Annotated in this window: 19 protein-coding genes and 1 pseudogene; 4 read left to right on the plus strand and 16 right to left on the minus strand. The window is 35.3% G+C overall.

What is annotated here, in order from left to right; all coding sequences use genetic code 11:
* Positions 1-52: 52 nt before the first annotated feature.
* The 5 genes and pseudogenes from CS937_RS02400 to CS937_RS02420 all read right to left on the minus strand — a co-directional run bounded on the left by CS937_RS02400 (position 53) and on the right by CS937_RS02420 (position 5,036).
* Positions 53-487, minus strand: coding sequence for a CBS domain-containing protein (locus tag CS937_RS02400; protein WP_099156893.1), 435 nt, complete (start codon positions 485-487; stop codon positions 53-55).
* 58 nt (positions 488-545) lie between these two features.
* Positions 546-2,177, minus strand: coding sequence for a hypothetical protein (locus CS937_RS02405; RefSeq protein WP_099156894.1), 1,632 nt, complete (start codon positions 2,175-2,177; stop codon positions 546-548).
* Positions 2,170-2,969: pseudogene (locus CS937_RS02410) on the minus strand (ABC transporter ATP-binding protein). The gene CS937_RS02405 and the pseudogene CS937_RS02410 overlap by 8 nt, the downstream one beginning before the upstream one ends.
* A gap of 56 nt (positions 2,970-3,025) precedes the next feature.
* Entirely contained in the window at positions 3,026-3,808 is a 783-nt protein-coding gene (locus CS937_RS02415; RefSeq protein ID WP_099156895.1) for an ABC transporter ATP-binding protein, read from the minus strand.
* Positions 3,809-4,034: 226 nt separating this feature from the next.
* Positions 4,035-5,036 (minus strand): ABC transporter substrate-binding protein, encoded by a 1,002-nt coding sequence (locus CS937_RS02420; protein ID WP_099156896.1) that lies wholly within the window; start codon positions 5,034-5,036, stop codon positions 4,035-4,037.
* 153 nt (positions 5,037-5,189) lie between these two features.
* Between CS937_RS02420 and CS937_RS02425 the strand changes: the two genes are divergently transcribed.
* Positions 5,190-6,239, plus strand: coding sequence for an NAD(P)/FAD-dependent oxidoreductase (locus tag CS937_RS02425; RefSeq protein ID WP_099156897.1), 1,050 nt, complete (start codon positions 5,190-5,192; stop codon positions 6,237-6,239).
* Positions 6,240-6,264: 25 nt separating this feature from the next.
* On the opposite strand, the gene CS937_RS02430 is transcribed toward CS937_RS02425, so the two are convergent.
* The 5 genes from CS937_RS02430 to CS937_RS02450 all read right to left on the minus strand — a co-directional run bounded on the left by CS937_RS02430 (position 6,265) and on the right by CS937_RS02450 (position 9,722).
* Entirely contained in the window at positions 6,265-6,999 is a 735-nt protein-coding gene (locus tag CS937_RS02430; RefSeq protein ID WP_099156898.1) for a YqjF family protein, read from the minus strand.
* A 137-nt stretch (positions 7,000-7,136) separates the two neighbouring features.
* Entirely contained in the window at positions 7,137-8,609 is a 1,473-nt protein-coding gene (gene panF, locus CS937_RS02435; protein ID WP_099156899.1) for a sodium/pantothenate symporter, read from the minus strand.
* A complete protein-coding gene (locus CS937_RS02440; protein ID WP_099156900.1) occupies positions 8,606-8,893 on the minus strand; it encodes a YhdT family protein in 288 nt (95 codons plus the stop codon). The genes panF and CS937_RS02440 overlap by 4 nt, the downstream gene beginning before the upstream one ends.
* A 252-nt stretch (positions 8,894-9,145) precedes the next feature.
* Positions 9,146-9,361, minus strand: a complete 216-nt coding sequence (locus tag CS937_RS02445) for a WYL domain-containing protein (protein ID WP_099156901.1) — start codon at positions 9,359-9,361, stop codon at positions 9,146-9,148.
* A gap of 94 nt (positions 9,362-9,455) precedes the next feature.
* Positions 9,456-9,722, minus strand: coding sequence for a hypothetical protein (locus CS937_RS02450; protein ID WP_099156902.1), 267 nt, complete (start codon positions 9,720-9,722; stop codon positions 9,456-9,458).
* A 134-nt stretch (positions 9,723-9,856) separates the two neighbouring features.
* Between CS937_RS02450 and CS937_RS02455 the strand changes: the two genes are divergently transcribed.
* Together CS937_RS02455 and CS937_RS02460 are read left to right on the plus strand one after the other, a co-directional pair.
* Positions 9,857-10,189, plus strand: a complete 333-nt coding sequence (locus tag CS937_RS02455; RefSeq protein WP_099156903.1) for an ArsR/SmtB family transcription factor — start codon at positions 9,857-9,859, stop codon at positions 10,187-10,189.
* 75 nt (positions 10,190-10,264) lie between these two features.
* Positions 10,265-10,789 carry an SRPBCC domain-containing protein gene (locus CS937_RS02460; RefSeq protein ID WP_099156904.1) on the plus strand — a complete coding sequence of 175 codons (525 nt, stop codon included), beginning with the start codon at positions 10,265-10,267 and terminating at the stop codon, positions 10,787-10,789.
* 73 nt (positions 10,790-10,862) lie between these two features.
* On the opposite strand, the gene CS937_RS02465 is transcribed toward CS937_RS02460, so the two are convergent.
* The 6 genes from CS937_RS02465 to CS937_RS02490 all read right to left on the minus strand — a co-directional run bounded on the left by CS937_RS02465 (position 10,863) and on the right by CS937_RS02490 (position 15,344).
* Positions 10,863-11,168 (minus strand): putative quinol monooxygenase, encoded by a 306-nt coding sequence (locus CS937_RS02465; protein WP_099156905.1) that lies wholly within the window; start codon positions 11,166-11,168, stop codon positions 10,863-10,865.
* Between the two features lie 128 nt (positions 11,169-11,296).
* Complete coding sequence (locus tag CS937_RS02470; RefSeq protein ID WP_099156906.1) at positions 11,297-11,611, minus strand: DUF3892 domain-containing protein; 315 nt, start codon at positions 11,609-11,611, stop codon at positions 11,297-11,299.
* Positions 11,612-11,674: 63 nt separating this feature from the next.
* Positions 11,675-12,397, minus strand: coding sequence for a YkgJ family cysteine cluster protein (locus tag CS937_RS02475; protein ID WP_099156907.1), 723 nt, complete (start codon positions 12,395-12,397; stop codon positions 11,675-11,677).
* 12 nt (positions 12,398-12,409) lie between these two features.
* Positions 12,410-13,594, minus strand: coding sequence for a peptidase (locus CS937_RS02480; RefSeq protein WP_099156908.1), 1,185 nt, complete (start codon positions 13,592-13,594; stop codon positions 12,410-12,412).
* 145 nt (positions 13,595-13,739) lie between these two features.
* Entirely contained in the window at positions 13,740-14,933 is a 1,194-nt protein-coding gene (locus tag CS937_RS02485) for an HD-GYP domain-containing protein (protein WP_099156909.1), read from the minus strand.
* A gap of 207 nt (positions 14,934-15,140) precedes the next feature.
* Entirely contained in the window at positions 15,141-15,344 is a 204-nt protein-coding gene (locus CS937_RS02490; RefSeq protein ID WP_245835675.1) for a hypothetical protein, read from the minus strand.
* Between the two features lie 361 nt (positions 15,345-15,705).
* Between CS937_RS02490 and guaC the strand changes: the two genes are divergently transcribed.
* Entirely contained in the window at positions 15,706-16,689 is a 984-nt protein-coding gene (guaC, locus tag CS937_RS02495) for a GMP reductase (RefSeq protein WP_099156911.1), read from the plus strand.
* The last annotated feature ends 202 nt before the right edge of the window (positions 16,690-16,891 follow it).

The raw sequence follows: 16,891 nt of genomic DNA on the forward strand, positions 1-16,891 counted from the left end.
TTAAAAAACGCTCTTCACTTGTAACCAAATGAAGAGCATTTTTTATTACCACCTATTTTTGAGGGGCAGAAGGGGCAGAGATATTAGAGAGCGCTTGGTCTGCGCCATCTCTTTGATTATCTGTAGCAAGGTCACCTAATGCAACCATACCGACAATTTGACCATTTTCAACAACTGGTAAACGACGAACTTGTTGCTGAGCCATCAGTTGTGCTGCTTGCTGAGCATTCATCCCTGGTTCGGCCTGAACAATTTGTTGTGCTGTCATCACCTGAGATACAGGTGTATGTGCATCTTCACCTTGTGCAGTTGAGCGAAGTGTGATATCACGGTCAGTAATCATTCCAATCATTTGACCGCTACTATTAACAACTGGAAGTGAGCCAATATTTTTTTGACTCATAATGGCAGCTGCCTCTTGAATGGATTGTGATTCAGTAACTGTAGCTACATTTTGCGTCATGATATTTCTAATTTGCTGGTCCATGAATAACCTCCCCTTTCAAGAATAGGATTGGATATTTAGCGTATTTTATTAAAGGGAATTATTTCTTTTTCCATACAAATTTCCATGTAGCAAAAGTAACGATGATCAGTATACCCAAATATACATAAACCCCATACTCTATTTTTGTTGTTAAAAAATGAATACCCGCGAACAACCCAACTAGTGCCATCAATAAGAAAAACTTCACTGTATTCCCACTTTGCATCTGGATTGATTCGATTGGCTGTGTAAATGCAAATTCATCATTATTGATCAGTTTATATGAAATAAGCGTAAACAAAACGGTTGTAACGAGCACGACAGCCAAATCCGGTACTATTCGCGCTGAAAAAATCGCGATAAAAACAGCAGACAACAGCACAAATACCGGAAGATACAATTTAACAAGAAATGCTTTCAAGGTTGCTCGATACATTGCAGAAGGTTCTTTCAAAGGGGTCACGTAAAAGACCCATCCACCTTTATAATTCACCGAAAACTTCAACATATGGACGACTGATCCAATCATAATACACGAAAAATAAATGTTAAAATATGCTTTACTTTCAGCCAGTTCAGCAAACGTTCCCCTATTTAGTTCATTAAATAGAAAAATAAACGGAAATACTAAAGCCATACCAAGTGTCGGATATACCTTTAATTTAAAATCCCTTTCCTGTCTCATCATAGCTGAGGAAAACCGAAAGAACAGTTTTTCTTCTTTACTTGAACATAATAAGCTTTCCCATCCTCTTTCTAATAGCCGCCTCTTCCTACTGGCTTTCACTGTAACATCCAGAAGTTTTTGCAGATTCCTTTCAAATGGAGATATAAGCAGATAGTAAATATAAATTGATATAAACGGTATAATCAAAGCACATACAGCTAAAATAATGATTGAAGTAGAAGTATTTCCATGGAAAAATAGTTCAAATGGTGCTGCAAACCAAATTGGTGGAAGTAATAAATGCCACCATGCGAATTGATAGCTAAGATCAAACACAGCAAAATCAAATGCACGAATAACGATCTGATAGCCTACCACAATACCAACGGATAAAAGAATCTGTACATAATTGATAATATCTTTTAACCTGTCTCCACTGAAAAAACGTAAAATAAAAATGTAAATTAGTGCGGTAATAGCAATGATAAATAAAAGAAGCAGAATAATTTCTGCCAAGAATAACAGCAAAAAGGGAATACCTTTTGTAAACAGCATAACAATTGACGGGATCCCGATAAAAGCGCCTGTAAGCATCGACATGTAAATCATAATATGAATTACTTTTGCTGCATTAACCGTCCTCACATTAACAGGCTTTGTATTCAAAATTGCTTTATCCCTGACATCCAATAGAACCGATGAAAAGTCAGATATCAATGACGTCATCAGAATAAACATCGTGATACCAAAAATTATACTGAGCTGAAACATATAATTTTCACCCATAAAAAGAAATGGAATGAGAATTAAACTATATAATGCATAAATCCCTAATGACTTAAGAAATTGATTCCCTTCTTTACGCTTTTTAGATATATCATTACTAAAAATTACTGGAACACGTCGTTGATCCATCAATAGTTTCATCTCAAGAATTTTCCGCATTACACTGTAATCAATATTTATCGATCGAAATAACGATTGAAATAAGTCCAAAAACTTTAGCGAACGAAATTCACGCATGGTTGTCACCTTCTGAAATAATAGTAACAAATCGTTCAGCAGTATTTTTGTGCTCATCGAATCCTGTTAGCTGATTGAATATATCTTCGAGAGACCCTTTTTCACTCGCCTGCCGTAATTCTTCAAACGTGCCATCAGCAGCAATTTTTCCATCTTTAAGTAAGACAATACGACTACTTATTTTTTCTACAACATCCATAATATGGGATGAGTAGAATATCGTTTTCCCCTGTTTTACCAATTGTTCTAGAATATCCTTGATAACCATAACACTATTAGCATCTAAACCACTTAACGGTTCATCAAGAAAAATTAGATCTGGATCATGCAGTAAACTCGAAATAATGATTACCTTTTGCCGCATCCCTTTGGAAAAAGAAGAAATCCTCGAATGAAATACATCCTCCATATCAAATTCTGCCATTAGCCTTCTTGCTTTGTTCTCTACAGCCTTACGTTCCATCCCGTACAATTCACCAATAAATGACAAATATTCTGCTGCGGAAAGATTTTCATAGATTTCCGCATTCTCAGGAACATAGCCAATTTTTCGTTTATATGTATGGTCACTCTTTTTAATATCTTTTCCAAAAATCTCTACACTTCCACCGTACCCATCCACTAATCCAAGCATAATCTTTAATGTTGTACTTTTACCAGCACCATTGGCCCAATATATCCAATAATCTGTCCACGGTACACATCTAAATCAATTCCATGCAACACCTGATTACCATCGAAACGCATCGTTAAATTCTCTAAAGCCATCACTTTCTCTCTCTGAAAATCCATCAAATCCCCCAATTCTGGGACAGGGGGACAGGTTCATTGTCCCACTTATTCCATCCCTAATTTTGTAATGTCATCCAAGCTCGTTCTTTATGCCATTTTATTTCTACAGTCATTTCAAAAAAACGTGATAAATTCTCACTTGTTAATATATTAGCTGTTTCACCTTTATCAAATATAGTTCCTTGATGAATCAGCAATGTATGTGAAAAAACAGGTAAAATTTCTTCTGTATGATGTGTGACATAAATAATAGTTGGTCCATATTTTTGCATTGCCAACTGCTTTACAGAAGACATTAACTCTTCCCGTGAATGGAAATCCAGTCCATTGCACGGTTCGTCTAAAATTAATAATTCTGGTGAACCCATTAATCCACGAGCAATTAAAATTTTTTGCTTCTCCCCTTGTGAACATGTTTGATAGGCACGACCAATTAAATGACCACTGCCAAGTTTATCCATAATTTTAAAAGCCTTTTGATAATCCTCGTTATTAGGATTTTCATACAATCCAATCGAAGCATATTTACCACTAATAACGACATCCTCGGTATTATCTGTTACTTTCACTTTTTCCTGCAGTGAGGAACTGACCCATCCAATCGATTTCCGCAATTCCCTTAAATCCGTTTTACCAAAGGACTGGTCCAGTACACTAACCTTCCCTTGCGTTGGCCAAATGTAGCCGTTAATCATGTTAAGTAGAGTTGTTTTACCAGACCCATTTAGTCCAAGGACAGCCCAATGCTCACCTTGATATACCTGCCAATTAACGTTATAAAGAATGTTCTCCTTCTGTCTTTTCCATGAGACCCCCTGCATATCAATAATAGTAGCCAATACCTCTCACCCCCAATTATCACTAACTATTACTCTTAACTTTACTAGATAACCTATTAATTTCCAATGACATTATACAAAATTTTCAATAAAACCAATAAAAAAAGCAATGAACCTAGTTCGATTCACTGCTTCACTTCTTCGGGACAGGGAGTCAGGTCCATTGTCCCCAAAATAAAGTAGCTGGGACAATGGACCTGACCCCCTGTCCCACCACCTACGTTCCTTATTTCGTTTCTAACATGGAATCAACTAATTGATTTGCTAATACTTTTGCAGATAATACTCCGCCAAATACTGGTGTGTCTCCAGGGATTTGATGTGTATTTCCTGCCTTTACAAAGCTTAATCCTTCCCAAACTGGATTACCTTTTAGCTGATTTTCAAATATATTATCATCACCTTGAACGATATACAGAAATTGCAGGTTTTCTTTCTGGAAATTTTGCAGTGTCTCCACCCCAACTTCGCTAAAACCATACTTTTCGAGTTTATCTGATTTATACGCATTTTCGAAACCTAGCCTACTCATTACCTGAGCTACGATAGAGTTATCTGTGTACAATCGTAAAACTGGCGAATTTTGCGTTGTAAAAGCAAGCGTTGCCATATATTCAGTACCATTTAATCCAGCATCTGCCACACGTTGTTTTTGTTCTTCATAAAATTTATCCAGGTCTTTGATTTCCTCATCTGCTTTTTCCTCTTTATCTACAATTTTGGCAACTGTTTTAAATTCGTTCAACATCTCACCATACAGATTTTCCTGCGCTTTTTCGCTATAAGGTGAGAATGTTACAGTTGGTGCAATTTCCTTTAGCTGTTCTAAAATATTCTCATGTCTGAACTTAGCGGCAATAATTAAGTCAGGATCTAAACGAGAAATCGCCTCCAAATTTGGTTCCTGACGTGTACCGATATCCTGTACACTTTCTGCTAATTTAGGTTCGATATTTATCCAGTTATTGTATTCATCAATATTCGGTACACCTGCAGGCTGAATACCTAATGAAAGTAAATGTTCAGCAAAAAACCATTCCAAGACAACAATCTTTTTCGGTGTTCCTTCAATTGTTTGTTCGCCCATTGCATCTTCAATCTTAATCGTTTTATTAGTCTTTTCGATATCCTTGCTGTTACTACCCTCTTCTTTATTACCTTCATCTTCTCCGCAAGCGACTAATAAGGACAATGCCAATAAACTAATGATAATAAGCCATTTCTTCATATGTAATTCCCTCCACTCCAAATTTTTTCTAAAACATCTTGATAATGATTATCAATTTCATTTACAATGTAACTATAATCATATCGTTTTTTAAAGTCAACATTTTTCAGAAATAGAAGCAAGTCTTAAAAAATATTACTAGGAGTGAGCGATTTGAAACATATTGAATGTTTTGATGTAACTATAGTTGGAGGCGGTCCAGCTGGGTTATTTTCAGCTTTTTACAGTGGATTACGAGAAATGAAAACGAAAATTATCGAATTCCAGCCCGAACTTGGTGGAAAAGTTCATGTATATCCTGAAAAAATAATTTGGGATGTTGGCGCGTTAACACCAGTCTCTGGTTCCATGCTAATCAATCAAATGGTCCAACAAGGTCTCACATTTGATCCTGAAGTTGTTTATCAAGAAAAAGTAACTTCCATTGCAAAGAACGATGACGGATTATTTGTGCTTGATACCCTTTCTGGGACGAAGCATTATTCAAAAACGGTCATATTAGCAATTGGTGGAGGTATTCTAAATCCGACCAAAATAGCAATCGAGGGCGCTGAAAAATTTGAATTAACTAACCTGCAATATACAGTGAAATCACTTGCACGTTTTCGTGGAAAAACGGTAATCATTTCAGGCGGGGGAAATACCGCAATTGATTGGGCAAATGAACTAGCACCATTAGCAAAAAAAGTATATCTTACATATCGAAAAGATAAATTAAACGGACATGAAGCACAAGTTTCACAACTCCTCAACAGTTCTGTAACGTGTATGCCTAATACGACCATAACCAAACTAATCTCGGAGGAAAACTATGAATTGATTGAGAAGGTAGAGCTGACCAACAATGAAAGTGGAATAAAAACCGAATTAAACATTGATGAAGTCGTTATTAATCATGGCTATGATCGTGATATTGATCTATTGGAGAATAGTGAAATTGCGGTAGAAAGAAAAGATAATTACTTTGTTGCAGGCAACACAATGAGCGAAACTTCAGTTGATGGATTATTTGCTGCCGGAGACATCCTCCATCATGAAGGAAAACTCCATCTAATAGCGGGCGCATTTCAAGATGCTGCAAATGCTGTAAACAAAGCAAAACAGTACATTCAGGGTGATGCACAAACCATAGCAATGGTTTCATCACATAATGAGGTTTTCACTGAACGCAATAAAAAAGTTGTTCAACAGATGATGGAATGATGCTTAAATCAAGCCCTACTTTCTTTTACAATTTCTTCATCATCCATATCAAAGCTACTTTAGATGGCGCATAATGCATTAGTGGATTTGCTCCAAAAGCATTGTTTGGCAAAAATGGCGTTAGTGACTGTTTTTTCAGATCCACTTTTGCATTCTGGATTTCCCATTGTTTATGGTGAATAGCCCCTCTATACATAGAACCATTTCTATAAGAGAACAGAAAATACCGCTCCAGTAACCAATAGGTAAGACTATTTTTTTCCGGATAAATAGACTCACCAATCGGTTGATAACTAGCTTTAAATACGATTGGCTCATTTCCTCTGCGACTACTATAATAATGAAATATTTCGTCTATTTTTTTCAAAGACATAGTTGCATAATAATACGGTAAAGTCATCATCCTCGCGCCTAGGACAGCATACAGTTTATTTGCATCCAAGCTAAAAAAGTATACGCCACTAATACCATTCCGTTTTACATAGGTTCGAACATTGACTTCTAATGTGGATCTTATGCCAGGTATTTGTGGCATTTTTCGGGGACGGATTTTACTGACTTTGAATGGAATAATGCTAATCCATGCATCTCCTCCATACGTGTCTAGTTGTAAGCCAGAAGGAAGATGTGCTTCGATCACTTGTTTAGGTACAGGCAAATGTACGAACAATACATTCTCCCACTTTTGCATCATTATCCATGAATCTTTGGGAAGTGGATATTCACGATGACTGGTGCTATTTAAAATATCTTTGTACATGATTTTCTCCTTATAGGTATTTTTTCATTCTATCTTAATTTGCTCTATAAGGAGATCTTTCATTCTGAATGATATTTTCTGAACCAAAGGGATCATATTTCCAACTGATTCGTTCAATTTTTAAAACTACATCTTCACTACTTCTGTACTTTTTTCAATGGCTTTGTTGGAAATTCATATGCCTCCTGCTTAAAAAGAACACTTATAATAACAAAAACAATCAGTGATAAGAAAACAGGTATGGTTACCGTATGAACACCTAACAAGTTACCAAATGCTTCATTGTAAAAATGAATTCCTATATAAGCACCAATACCTGTTACCATCGATGCGATGGCACCATATTTATTTGCAAACTTCCAATATAACCCTAAAACGATTGGCCAAATAAATGCCGCTTCTAACCCTCCAAAAGCAAATAAGTTTAAAAAGATTAAAAGTTCAGGTGGATTTATCGCTAAAATAAATGCCACAATTCCTATAATCGCTGTGACACCCATACTTACTTTTTTAACATGTTTATTAGAAGCTCGTGGTTTCATAAAGTTAATATAAACGTCCTTAACTACTGAAGAACTAACAAGTAATAATAACGAATCCACGGTAGACATCATTGCAGCAAGTGGTGCAGCAAGTACGATTCCGGCTAACAAAGGTGGTAATACATCTAATGCAACAAGTGGAATAACTTGGTCTGCTACTTCTATTCCAGGTAAAACTGGTCTAGAAAATACACCAATTAAATGCATATTCAACATAATAAATCCAACTACAACCGTACCTATAATCAATGCCCGATGCATCGACTTTGAATCCCTGTACGACATTGCCCTAACCGCTACTTGTGGTAACGCAACAACACCAACCCCTACCAATATCCAGAAAGAGGATACATACAATGAGGATAACTGACCATCCTGCCCATAAGGTGTTACAAGATTAGGATTTTCTGCTACTAAATCAGAAAAGATATTAGACAAACCGCCACCAGCAATAATTACTGCTATGAGCAATATTAACGTTCCAAAAAACATAACAACTCCTTGAATGGTATCCGTTATTGCAACAGCACGGAATCCACCAATAGTTACATAGATTAGTACAGAAATAGTGAAAATGAATAAAGCAGAGGTATAAGAAATGCCTGTTAATGTTTGAATTAAATAAGCACCGCCAACCCATTGGGCAGCCATAGCAGCAAATAAAAATAAAATAATACTTAACGCTGACAATAGCACTACTGGTTTACTTTGATACCTCTCCTTTAAAAAATCGATAAGTGTAACAGCATTATACCGCCTCGTTACGATTGCAAACTTTTTACCAAGAATAAGTAAGACGAAATATCCAGTCGCAACTTGTGTCATTGCGAGTAATACCCAGCCAAGTCCGATAGAATATGCAGCACCTGGGCCTCCCAGGAAACTCGATGCACTACCATAAGTCGCAACCATGGTCATTGCTAATACAAGACCTCCAAACTCGCGACTGCCAATGAAATAATCACTAATAAACGAAGTAGACCCGTCCATTTTTCTATTAGCCCAAATTCCAACCAGTAATACAATAACAAGAAAAATTAATAATGGAATGATTACTCCCCAGTTCATAAAGAGTCCACCTCTTCTTCATCCTCAAATGGTACCTCTTTTAAAACAAATTTCACCACAATAATGATTAATATAACCATCACAACAAAACCTACAATACAACTGTAGAAAAACCATGCAGGGAAACCTAATATGTACGTATACTCTTCAGGTGCTTTAGATCCCATACCATAAGCAAAACCATACCACCATAAAATATTAAACGCAGCTAATACACAACCGATCAATGCTTCACGATTAGCAACATTAAAACGTGAATCATTTCTTATATTTCTGTTTTTCATTTGTCAATGCTTTCCCTTCATTATTAATTAAGAGGCACCTATTCTATTCATTTACGTCTTGTCTATTTCAAATATATTTGTGTAGAAAAATATAATCTCACTTACATAATATAATACATACTGTAATATACGTTTAGAAAATAAACAATTATATCTAAAAATATTATTCTATAAAATAAAAAGTTCTCCAACCATAATACAGGCTAAAGAACGAATTTAACAATTTATTACTATGCTCCAATATCATTGTCACTAAGCCCCTATACACTTCCCTACAGGAACCACAGATAAAATATTACCAAACTTAAACGATCGCACTTTTCTCCTAGAATAACAATAAGCCAGGACTGTATCCCCTTTAATTTTTAACACGCCAATAATTCGTTGCGAAATTTGATTATCCTCTGACAAGTAAATCATTTTAAGTTTCTGTTTAGACTCAATCGAATTAAAAAGTAATTGGTTCACTGGAATACCCCCTACAAGGAACATTTGTTCGTATTATACCACAAAAAAATAAGTTAATACAATAGTCTAAAAATGGAAAAACTACAGGAACCGTTTATGTCTCATCCTCTGCTTCTACATTTTCATCTGCTTCCTCATCAACACCATCAAGATCAAGCCAGGAAAGCATTTCGCTTACAACTGTATTTATTTTTTTATCAACCATGTCATCACCATATTTTTTCTTTGCACGCTCAATATTTTCAATAACGTCTTCACCAAAATGAATGATTGGATCATCTCTTTCAAGATTATTAAATAGGTCAAGAATTTCATCCAATGCCTTATCAAATCTTTTCGTCTCTAATTCGGTTGCTTTCATTTGTCATCACCCATTATTAGTGTGTCCAGATCACCTAAAGTTAACCAGTTTAATAAAAAATAGTAAACTAAATTCTTAGAATAAATTTTAAATATTCCCTTACAAGAATATTTAATTTCGGGTATATTTAAATTATGAAAATGATTAGCGTTCTTGCCGAACCAAATCGGCTACACATTGTCGAACTTTTACGTGACGGACCTCTCACTGTGGGTGAAATCGCAGAGCAACTTGGGATTCGTCAGACCCAAGCTTCCAAACATCTACGTGTACTTAGTGAGGCTGAGATCGTTGAGGTAACAGCGATTGCCAATCGGCGTATTTATAAACTTCGTCCCGAGCGGTTCAAAGAGCTTAACACATGGCTAGAGTCTTTTCGCTCTATCTGGGATGAGCGATTCGATCGCTTGGATGATTATCTTCACAAATTGCAAGAGAAGGAAAAGAAGCATGGCAACAAGAAGTAATTATATATAACCCTATTAAAGGAGGATCGTTTAGATTTATAGCTTAAAAACCATCGTTTAAATAGGAGGAATAAAATGTCTGAAAACAAAGCGTCAACTAAAATGAAGTCATACGTTGAGGGAAAGGACCTCATTATGGAGCGCACGTTTGATGCTCCAAGACAATTCGTATTTAAAATGTTTTCTGATCCTGAACATCTATCAAACTGGTGGGGCCCAAAAGGTTGGCAAACGGAAACTAATAAATTTGAATTTAAGCCTGATGGTATATGGCATTATTGTATGCGGTGTACAGATAAAACCCAGGGAGAATTTTTTGGCCAAGAATCCTGGGGAAAAACTGTCTATCATGAGATTACTGAACCTGAAAAGATCGTCTACACAGACATGTTCTTAGATCCGGAGGGTAATACGAACGATAACATGCCAGAAATACTGGCAACGATGACTTATTTAGAACAGGAAGGAAAAACAAAAATTATAGTACGTTCCCAATTTCCATCAGAAGAAGACCTTAAAATAGTAATGGATATGGGAGTAGTCCAAGGTACTGCCTCTCAATATGAACGTCTTGACGATTATTTAAAAGAAATTCAGTAAAAATTAAAAGCCCAGTTTCTCAACACTAAAAAAGAGAAATTCGGGCTTTCTTTTTTCATAATCATAGCGCGTACTAAATACCCTTTCCTCCTACTGGTGACAAGGTGCTGATTCTTTCCGTTCCAGCTATTATCGGTTTAGCATGTTGAATTAATGTCTGTGTTGCTTCCAATGATAAAGAGGCTTGATGTGCCTTTTCATCATTCCAAACCTCATAAACATAAACTGCATCAGGATCATGATTATCTATACTTACAACATATAATTCACACTCGTTTAGTTCCTCCATCGATTTTGAAGCTTCGACTAATATTTCTACTAATGTATCACGTTTTCCTTCGACAGCAGTAAATTTGCCATACAATCCGAATTTACTCACACAATCCCCTCCATCAATTTATCTAACTAAAATTAAAAATTCGATAAAACTTTTGATAATCCTTCTTTTTAGATCATTTCTCATATGTAAAGCCTGCACATCTCTGCACAGGCTGATTTGCTTCGTCTTTAAAAACTTTCTAGATTATCTAAATTGTTTTCCTTCACACCATCCGGTTCGCTACGAATAATATCTCTGCCATACTTGTGAAATACATCCACATGAGCCAACTTGCCAGCTTTCGCTTCGTCTAGAGCGGTCACATAGTCTAGTTCCCTTCCGCTGGCAGTTTTAAAAGCGATAATGTCACCATCGTCATTTTTCCGCACGGCAACAATTTGTTCTTGACCTGGACTAACTGCTTGTTCAACCTCTGACTGTGCTTGGTTTTCACCTTGATTCTTATAGTCATTATAAATTCCCTCAAAATCGTTATTGTCCATAAAAAAACACCTCCCAAACATATGTTTAGTATGTTCCGGAGGCGCTGGATTTATGTCCTTCGCCTATTCCCAAAACCAATTTGGTAAATAATCATGCTTGTAAACATCATCTGGATAATTGATAAAAGCCGTATCATCTAGTTCATATAAAAATTGCACAAACTCATTTAACGCACCCATGTATTCACTATACAAAAATTCAAAACTGATTGTCTCTTTAGGCATCATATTTTGTTCACAAACTTTGGGATCTGTATAGTTCACATACGTCCGACATGGAATTGGGCGAATTTCATAGGCCATGCATTGATTTGTTTTCGTATCTAACATTATACACGGAACCTGACTCGCCTTATATTTACGCTTAAAATCGCCATCGTTTTCAAAATCGAAACCAGTAATCTGTTCCAGTTGATTGCCGTATTGTTCAAAATACCTAGTGAAATGAGCCTGAAGCTCGTTTCTTCTTTGCTCAGGAAAATTCTCGATCGCCTTTTTCATTAATTTAGCTTCCATTTCATTTATAATGATTGGAAAGTAACAACAAAAAGCACAGCCTAAACCACAGGTAGGCTGCATATTTACGGCTTCTTCCATCCCAGAGATTTCATCACTTACCACTTGCAATAACTCTGAAAAACTGGCCACTAATTTGTTTTCAGTTGACGTGTCACGGTCCGCCCACTTTTCTACAATTTGATAAAATTTTTCCTCATCTATTTGATACACTTCATTTAATTGTTCACATTTAGTTTGAATTTCTTCAAAGCTGAGAAATTTCCCCACTGCAAAAGCTCCCTAAAATGTATTATTAACACGATTTTTCCACTTAGAATAACATAATAAGCCCAAAATTACGATGGTTTGTCCGAGAAAAACAATTGCATCCCAAAAGTATGGATTTCCAATAGGGTGTAACAATTCTGGTAGTGTTTGTGAATAAGCATAGAATGCCTGTGGTAGTAAATAAAATATAAATAAAGCAAAGGTTAATAGTACACCACAAATATAGAACACCGCATACAAACGAACATATTTCGCCTCTTCTTCAAACGTTTCAGTCGACAAATCCGTTTTCATAAATGGGATCCATTTACTTAAGAATTGCCTCCCATTTTCCATAAGATTGTAGCACCCTGTCATGTTTTCACAAAGATAGTATAAATCTGTTTTCATATAAAAACAGCATTGGTAAATCGCTTTTATAACGATATCAAGGATAACTATCCCTACTATACCTGCAACAATTGTATCACCTACTGGAAGAAATACCTTTATACTGAATGCAATAAAAATCATCAGCTGGTCAAAACAAATACCAGCTAAGTATAAGACATTTCGTTGTTTTGGCTGTAATTTCCATGCAGGTGATAAATCTGTCTCAAACACGACAAAAAATAAGCGATTTCCTATATCCAGTTTAGCAGGTAGATCATACGAACGAACAGCCACTATATGACCGAATTCATGAATTAAAATCAAAAACAAAGTGATCCCTGTGTAGGTTAAAATGTTCAGCATCATAGCATCAAACAAAAATAAGTCCTGATACTCAGGAAATAATTGCGGATTCATTATAACAAAAATAATGTTGATACAAATGAGTGCCATAAATAGTTTTGTAGTTACTTTATTAAAAAAAAGACGTGCTACCTTAGGCGAAATCCATGTAAAACCGCCTGGGGACTGATCTTTTTTCTTAACAGCAATTGCTTCACCATCGATTTTTTTTACAAGATCCATTTCTAATAACTGTTTAGCAAAATTAACCAGGTCTACATCTTCATCTGGATACGCATTTTTTAGTTCCTGTTCAATAGTTGCTAATAACTCACCTTTATTTATTAAATGAATGGCATCAATACAAATCTTAGGCATTTCAAAAAAATCACCAGAAAGGCTTTCTTCAACAATATAATGCTTTTTATCTTGCCGAATTGTTAGAGGATATAAGGTTAGTCGAGATTGTAGGGAAAGATTCATGTTTTGCACCACCGATTTAGGGAATGAAATAGGATGCTAGAGTTCTAGCATCCTATACCTACTTAGTTGTTATTAACGTCCTACAAAAACACACCACCAGCAAGTAACTTTTATTTTTTTAAGTTTACGGATTTTCATATGTATTTCACCCCCTTTTTAAAGCGGCTGTCTTATCTATACTCTTATTTTGTGCATAATAAGTTTTGTGATAGTCGATCCAAATAGGATAAACCTTTTTAAATTTATCTTCTAGGTTGGGATCGAATTGTGTTCCCATCTCTTTAATAATACGCTTGTATGCTTCATCCAAAGGGAGTGCTGATCGATATGACCTGGAAGATGTCATCGCATCAAATGCATCTGCGATAGCGGTAATTCTTGCAAGGAAATCTATATTTTCTCCTCCTATTTGATCAGGATAACCATTACCATCCCAGCGTTCATGATGATGGCGAATCACGTTAATATTATCAGCAATTCCCACTACCTGTTGTACTGCTTTAGCTCCCACATCAGGATGTGTCTTAACTACATCAAATTCATCTTTTGTCAATCTTCCTGGTTTAGTCAAAATTGAATCTGGAATATGGATTTTTCCAATATCATGTAATAGACAAGTATAATAGAATGATTTAAGCTTTTCTTCCTTAAGTCTTCCTGTAGCCTTCGCTAAAATCATTGCGTATTGAGCAACACGTTCACTGTGTCCACGTGTATATGGATCTTTAAGTTCTAAAGTAGCAATAATCCCCTTAACAATACCTTCTAACTGTTTATCATAAGATTGTTTAACAGCATCAATGTAGTTCAAGAAACGATGGAGAAAAATGTATCCAATCATGGACAAAACAACTATTATAAGTAATGGGAACAAAACAACAGTATCTCGCAGAACCAAGCCTATTACGATGAACTTTAAAATTGTTCCGTAAGAGACTAAAGTAAAGAACTTTTTGTTAACAAATATTGGTGAAAACATTACGATAACTAATTCAACCACGTTTCCACTACTGTATGAAACATTACTATCCCAATAAATCCAAATGTCATTAATTATATTTAGAGAAGTATATGTTATAAAGTAAATGTATTTTATCAACCAAATTTTCTTTTTTTTAATCAAATGAAAAGAGAAGGGTAATAGACCAAACATTACTATGTACATCCAAAAAGTTATACCCATACTCAAAATGTCCTGTCCGGATTCCCAGGAAAATTCGGGTAATATGTAATAATAAGTTATATCGTAAGCTAGATATATAGTATAAAATAACCATAAAAACCAAATTGTGGTTCGTTTCTCTTCATTTAATAAGGATGTCTGAATTCGTTTCTGCATGTTGAATTCCTCTCTGTTTCTAGTATTCTTATTATACTATATAATAGATTTTACTTTTTTGAAAATGTTTCCTATCTATAGTCAATATTGCTTATATAAAGGCATGGTTTTTTTAAGCAGATACTTAAACCTAATTTTTATATAAAAATAAAATGGTAGACAAGGATCCTTTTATCCTTGTCTACTAAGAAATGGAACAGAACATTTTTAAGGTGAATCTTCCAAAGATGCTTTTGCTCCCATATCCTCTTTCTTCTTTTTAAATCCTTTGTCAAGTTGACCAGCGTTTTCAATGTCACCCGACATGCTGTAACCTTCAATTTCTACATTTCCCGTTGTTCCATAAAGTCCCATACCACCAAGTTCAGTATTTACATTTTTATTGTTTTCTTTCTTTTTTTCATCAGCCAATTGGTTCACCTCCATCAATTTGTAATATTCCCAGGGAAATGATTGTTATCCTTTTTAAAGTCTTCTACCCATTAAAAAAGTAATCCTATTCAAATCACTAAACTGAATAGGATTACCGAATTTATTTTATATTTGACACTATTTCCTACAATTAACCTTATCTTCAGCATTGTTATAATAAATTGACCATCTTTTGCATAAACAATTTTGCCCATATCGTTCATGAAATTTACGAAGAGAACCTAAAGCAGTTCCAATAAATTGTTTTACTTTGACAACCACCACAAAATAAAGTATATTACCAATAGACGAACATTATCATTAAACTTAACTTTATTATTCGTTTTTAGGAGTGTTAATCATGGAAAATGTATTTGATTACGAAGATATTCAATTAATTCCAGCAAAATGTGTGGTAAATAGCCGTTCGGAATGTGATACAACTATTACTTTAGGTGGAAATACATTTAAATTACCTGTAGTACCTGCAAATATGCAAACAATTATAGATGAAAAGATAGCACTTCATTTAGCAGAAAATGGATACTTTTATATTATGCATCGTTTTGAACCTGAAACGAGACTAACTTTTATTGCAGATATGCATGCACGTGGATTGTTTGCTTCCATAAGTGTTGGTGTTAAAGAGGAAGAGTATCAATTCATCCAGCAACTTGCAGATGAACAACTGTCACCAGACTACATTACAATTGATATCGCCCATGGTCATTCTGACGCAGTAATCGAGATGATCAAGCATATTAAGAGACTTTTACCTACTAGCTTTGTGATCGCCGGAAATGTTGGAACTCCGGAAGCAGTAAGAGAATTGGAGAATGCTGGTGCAGATGCAACAAAGGTGGGAATTGGTCCAGGAAAGGTTTGTATAACGAAGATTAAAACTGGATTTGGTACTGGTGGTTGGCAGCTAGCTGCACTACGCTGGTGTGCAAAAGCAGCAAGCAAGCCAATCATTGCTGATGGTGGAATTCGTACACATGGAGACATAGCTAAATCCATCCGCTTCGGTGCTTCTATGGTCATGATTGGATCCTTATTTGCCGGCCATGAAGAATCTCCAGGTGAAAGAATTGAAAAAGATGGTAAGCTTTATAAAGAATATTTTGGTTCAGCTTCGGAATATCAAAAAGGTGAAAAGAAAAACGTAGAAGGCAAAAAAATGCATGTCGAATATAAAGGTCCATTACAAGATACGTTAAATGAAATGGAACAAGATCTTCAATCCTCCATTTCTTATGCTGGAGGAACCAAATTGGACGCAATCCGAAATGTAGATTATGTTGTTGTTAAGAATTCCATTTTTAATGGGGATAAGGTTTATTAAAGGTTTAGGTAATCCTGGTATTTGTTAACTATACGCAAAGACTGTTTATTAATGAGCAGGCTTTGCGTTTTTTATAACACTTATTTTTAACCTCACTTCTTTAATTTCGATTTTCTTTTTGTGTAAATCACATAAAAAATGTTTATGACAACTATTAATAATGAACCACTTAATGCTCCTAATATATAGATCAAGATAAAAT

The sequence above is a fragment of the Virgibacillus ndiopensis genome (genome assembly GCF_900187325.1).
GTDB lineage: Bacteria > Bacillota > Bacilli > Bacillales > Amphibacillaceae > Virgibacillus_E > Virgibacillus_E ndiopensis.

Excerpts from the sequence above, each read along its gene's own strand:
- CS937_RS02455 (WP_099156903.1), top strand. The coding sequence starts at position 9,857 with ATGAAAATGATTAGCGTTCTTGCCGAACCAAATCGGCTACACATTGTC.
- CS937_RS02470 (WP_099156906.1), bottom strand. The coding sequence starts at position 11,611 with ATGGACAATAACGATTTTGAGGGAATTTATAATGACTATAAGAATCAA.
- CS937_RS02450 (WP_099156902.1), bottom strand. The coding sequence starts at position 9,722 with ATGAAAGCAACCGAATTAGAGACGAAAAGATTTGATAAGGCATTGGAT.
- CS937_RS02460 (WP_099156904.1), top strand. The coding sequence starts at position 10,265 with ATGTCTGAAAACAAAGCGTCAACTAAAATGAAGTCATACGTTGAGGGA.
- CS937_RS02480 (WP_099156908.1), bottom strand. The coding sequence starts at position 13,594 with ATGAATCTTTCCCTACAATCTCGACTAACCTTATATCCTCTAACAATT.
- CS937_RS02485 (WP_099156909.1), bottom strand. The coding sequence starts at position 14,933 with ATGCAGAAACGAATTCAGACATCCTTATTAAATGAAGAGAAACGAACC.
- CS937_RS02440 (WP_099156900.1), bottom strand. The coding sequence starts at position 8,893 with ATGAAAAACAGAAATATAAGAAATGATTCACGTTTTAATGTTGCTAAT.
- CS937_RS02420 (WP_099156896.1), bottom strand. The coding sequence starts at position 5,036 with ATGAAGAAATGGCTTATTATCATTAGTTTATTGGCATTGTCCTTATTA.
- CS937_RS02405 (WP_099156894.1), bottom strand. The coding sequence starts at position 2,177 with ATGCGTGAATTTCGTTCGCTAAAGTTTTTGGACTTATTTCAATCGTTA.
- guaC (WP_099156911.1), top strand. The coding sequence starts at position 15,706 with ATGGAAAATGTATTTGATTACGAAGATATTCAATTAATTCCAGCAAAA.
- panF (WP_099156899.1), bottom strand. The coding sequence starts at position 8,609 with ATGAACTGGGGAGTAATCATTCCATTATTAATTTTTCTTGTTATTGTA.
- CS937_RS02400 (WP_099156893.1), bottom strand. The coding sequence starts at position 487 with ATGGACCAGCAAATTAGAAATATCATGACGCAAAATGTAGCTACAGTT.
- CS937_RS02430 (WP_099156898.1), bottom strand. The coding sequence starts at position 6,999 with ATGTACAAAGATATTTTAAATAGCACCAGTCATCGTGAATATCCACTT.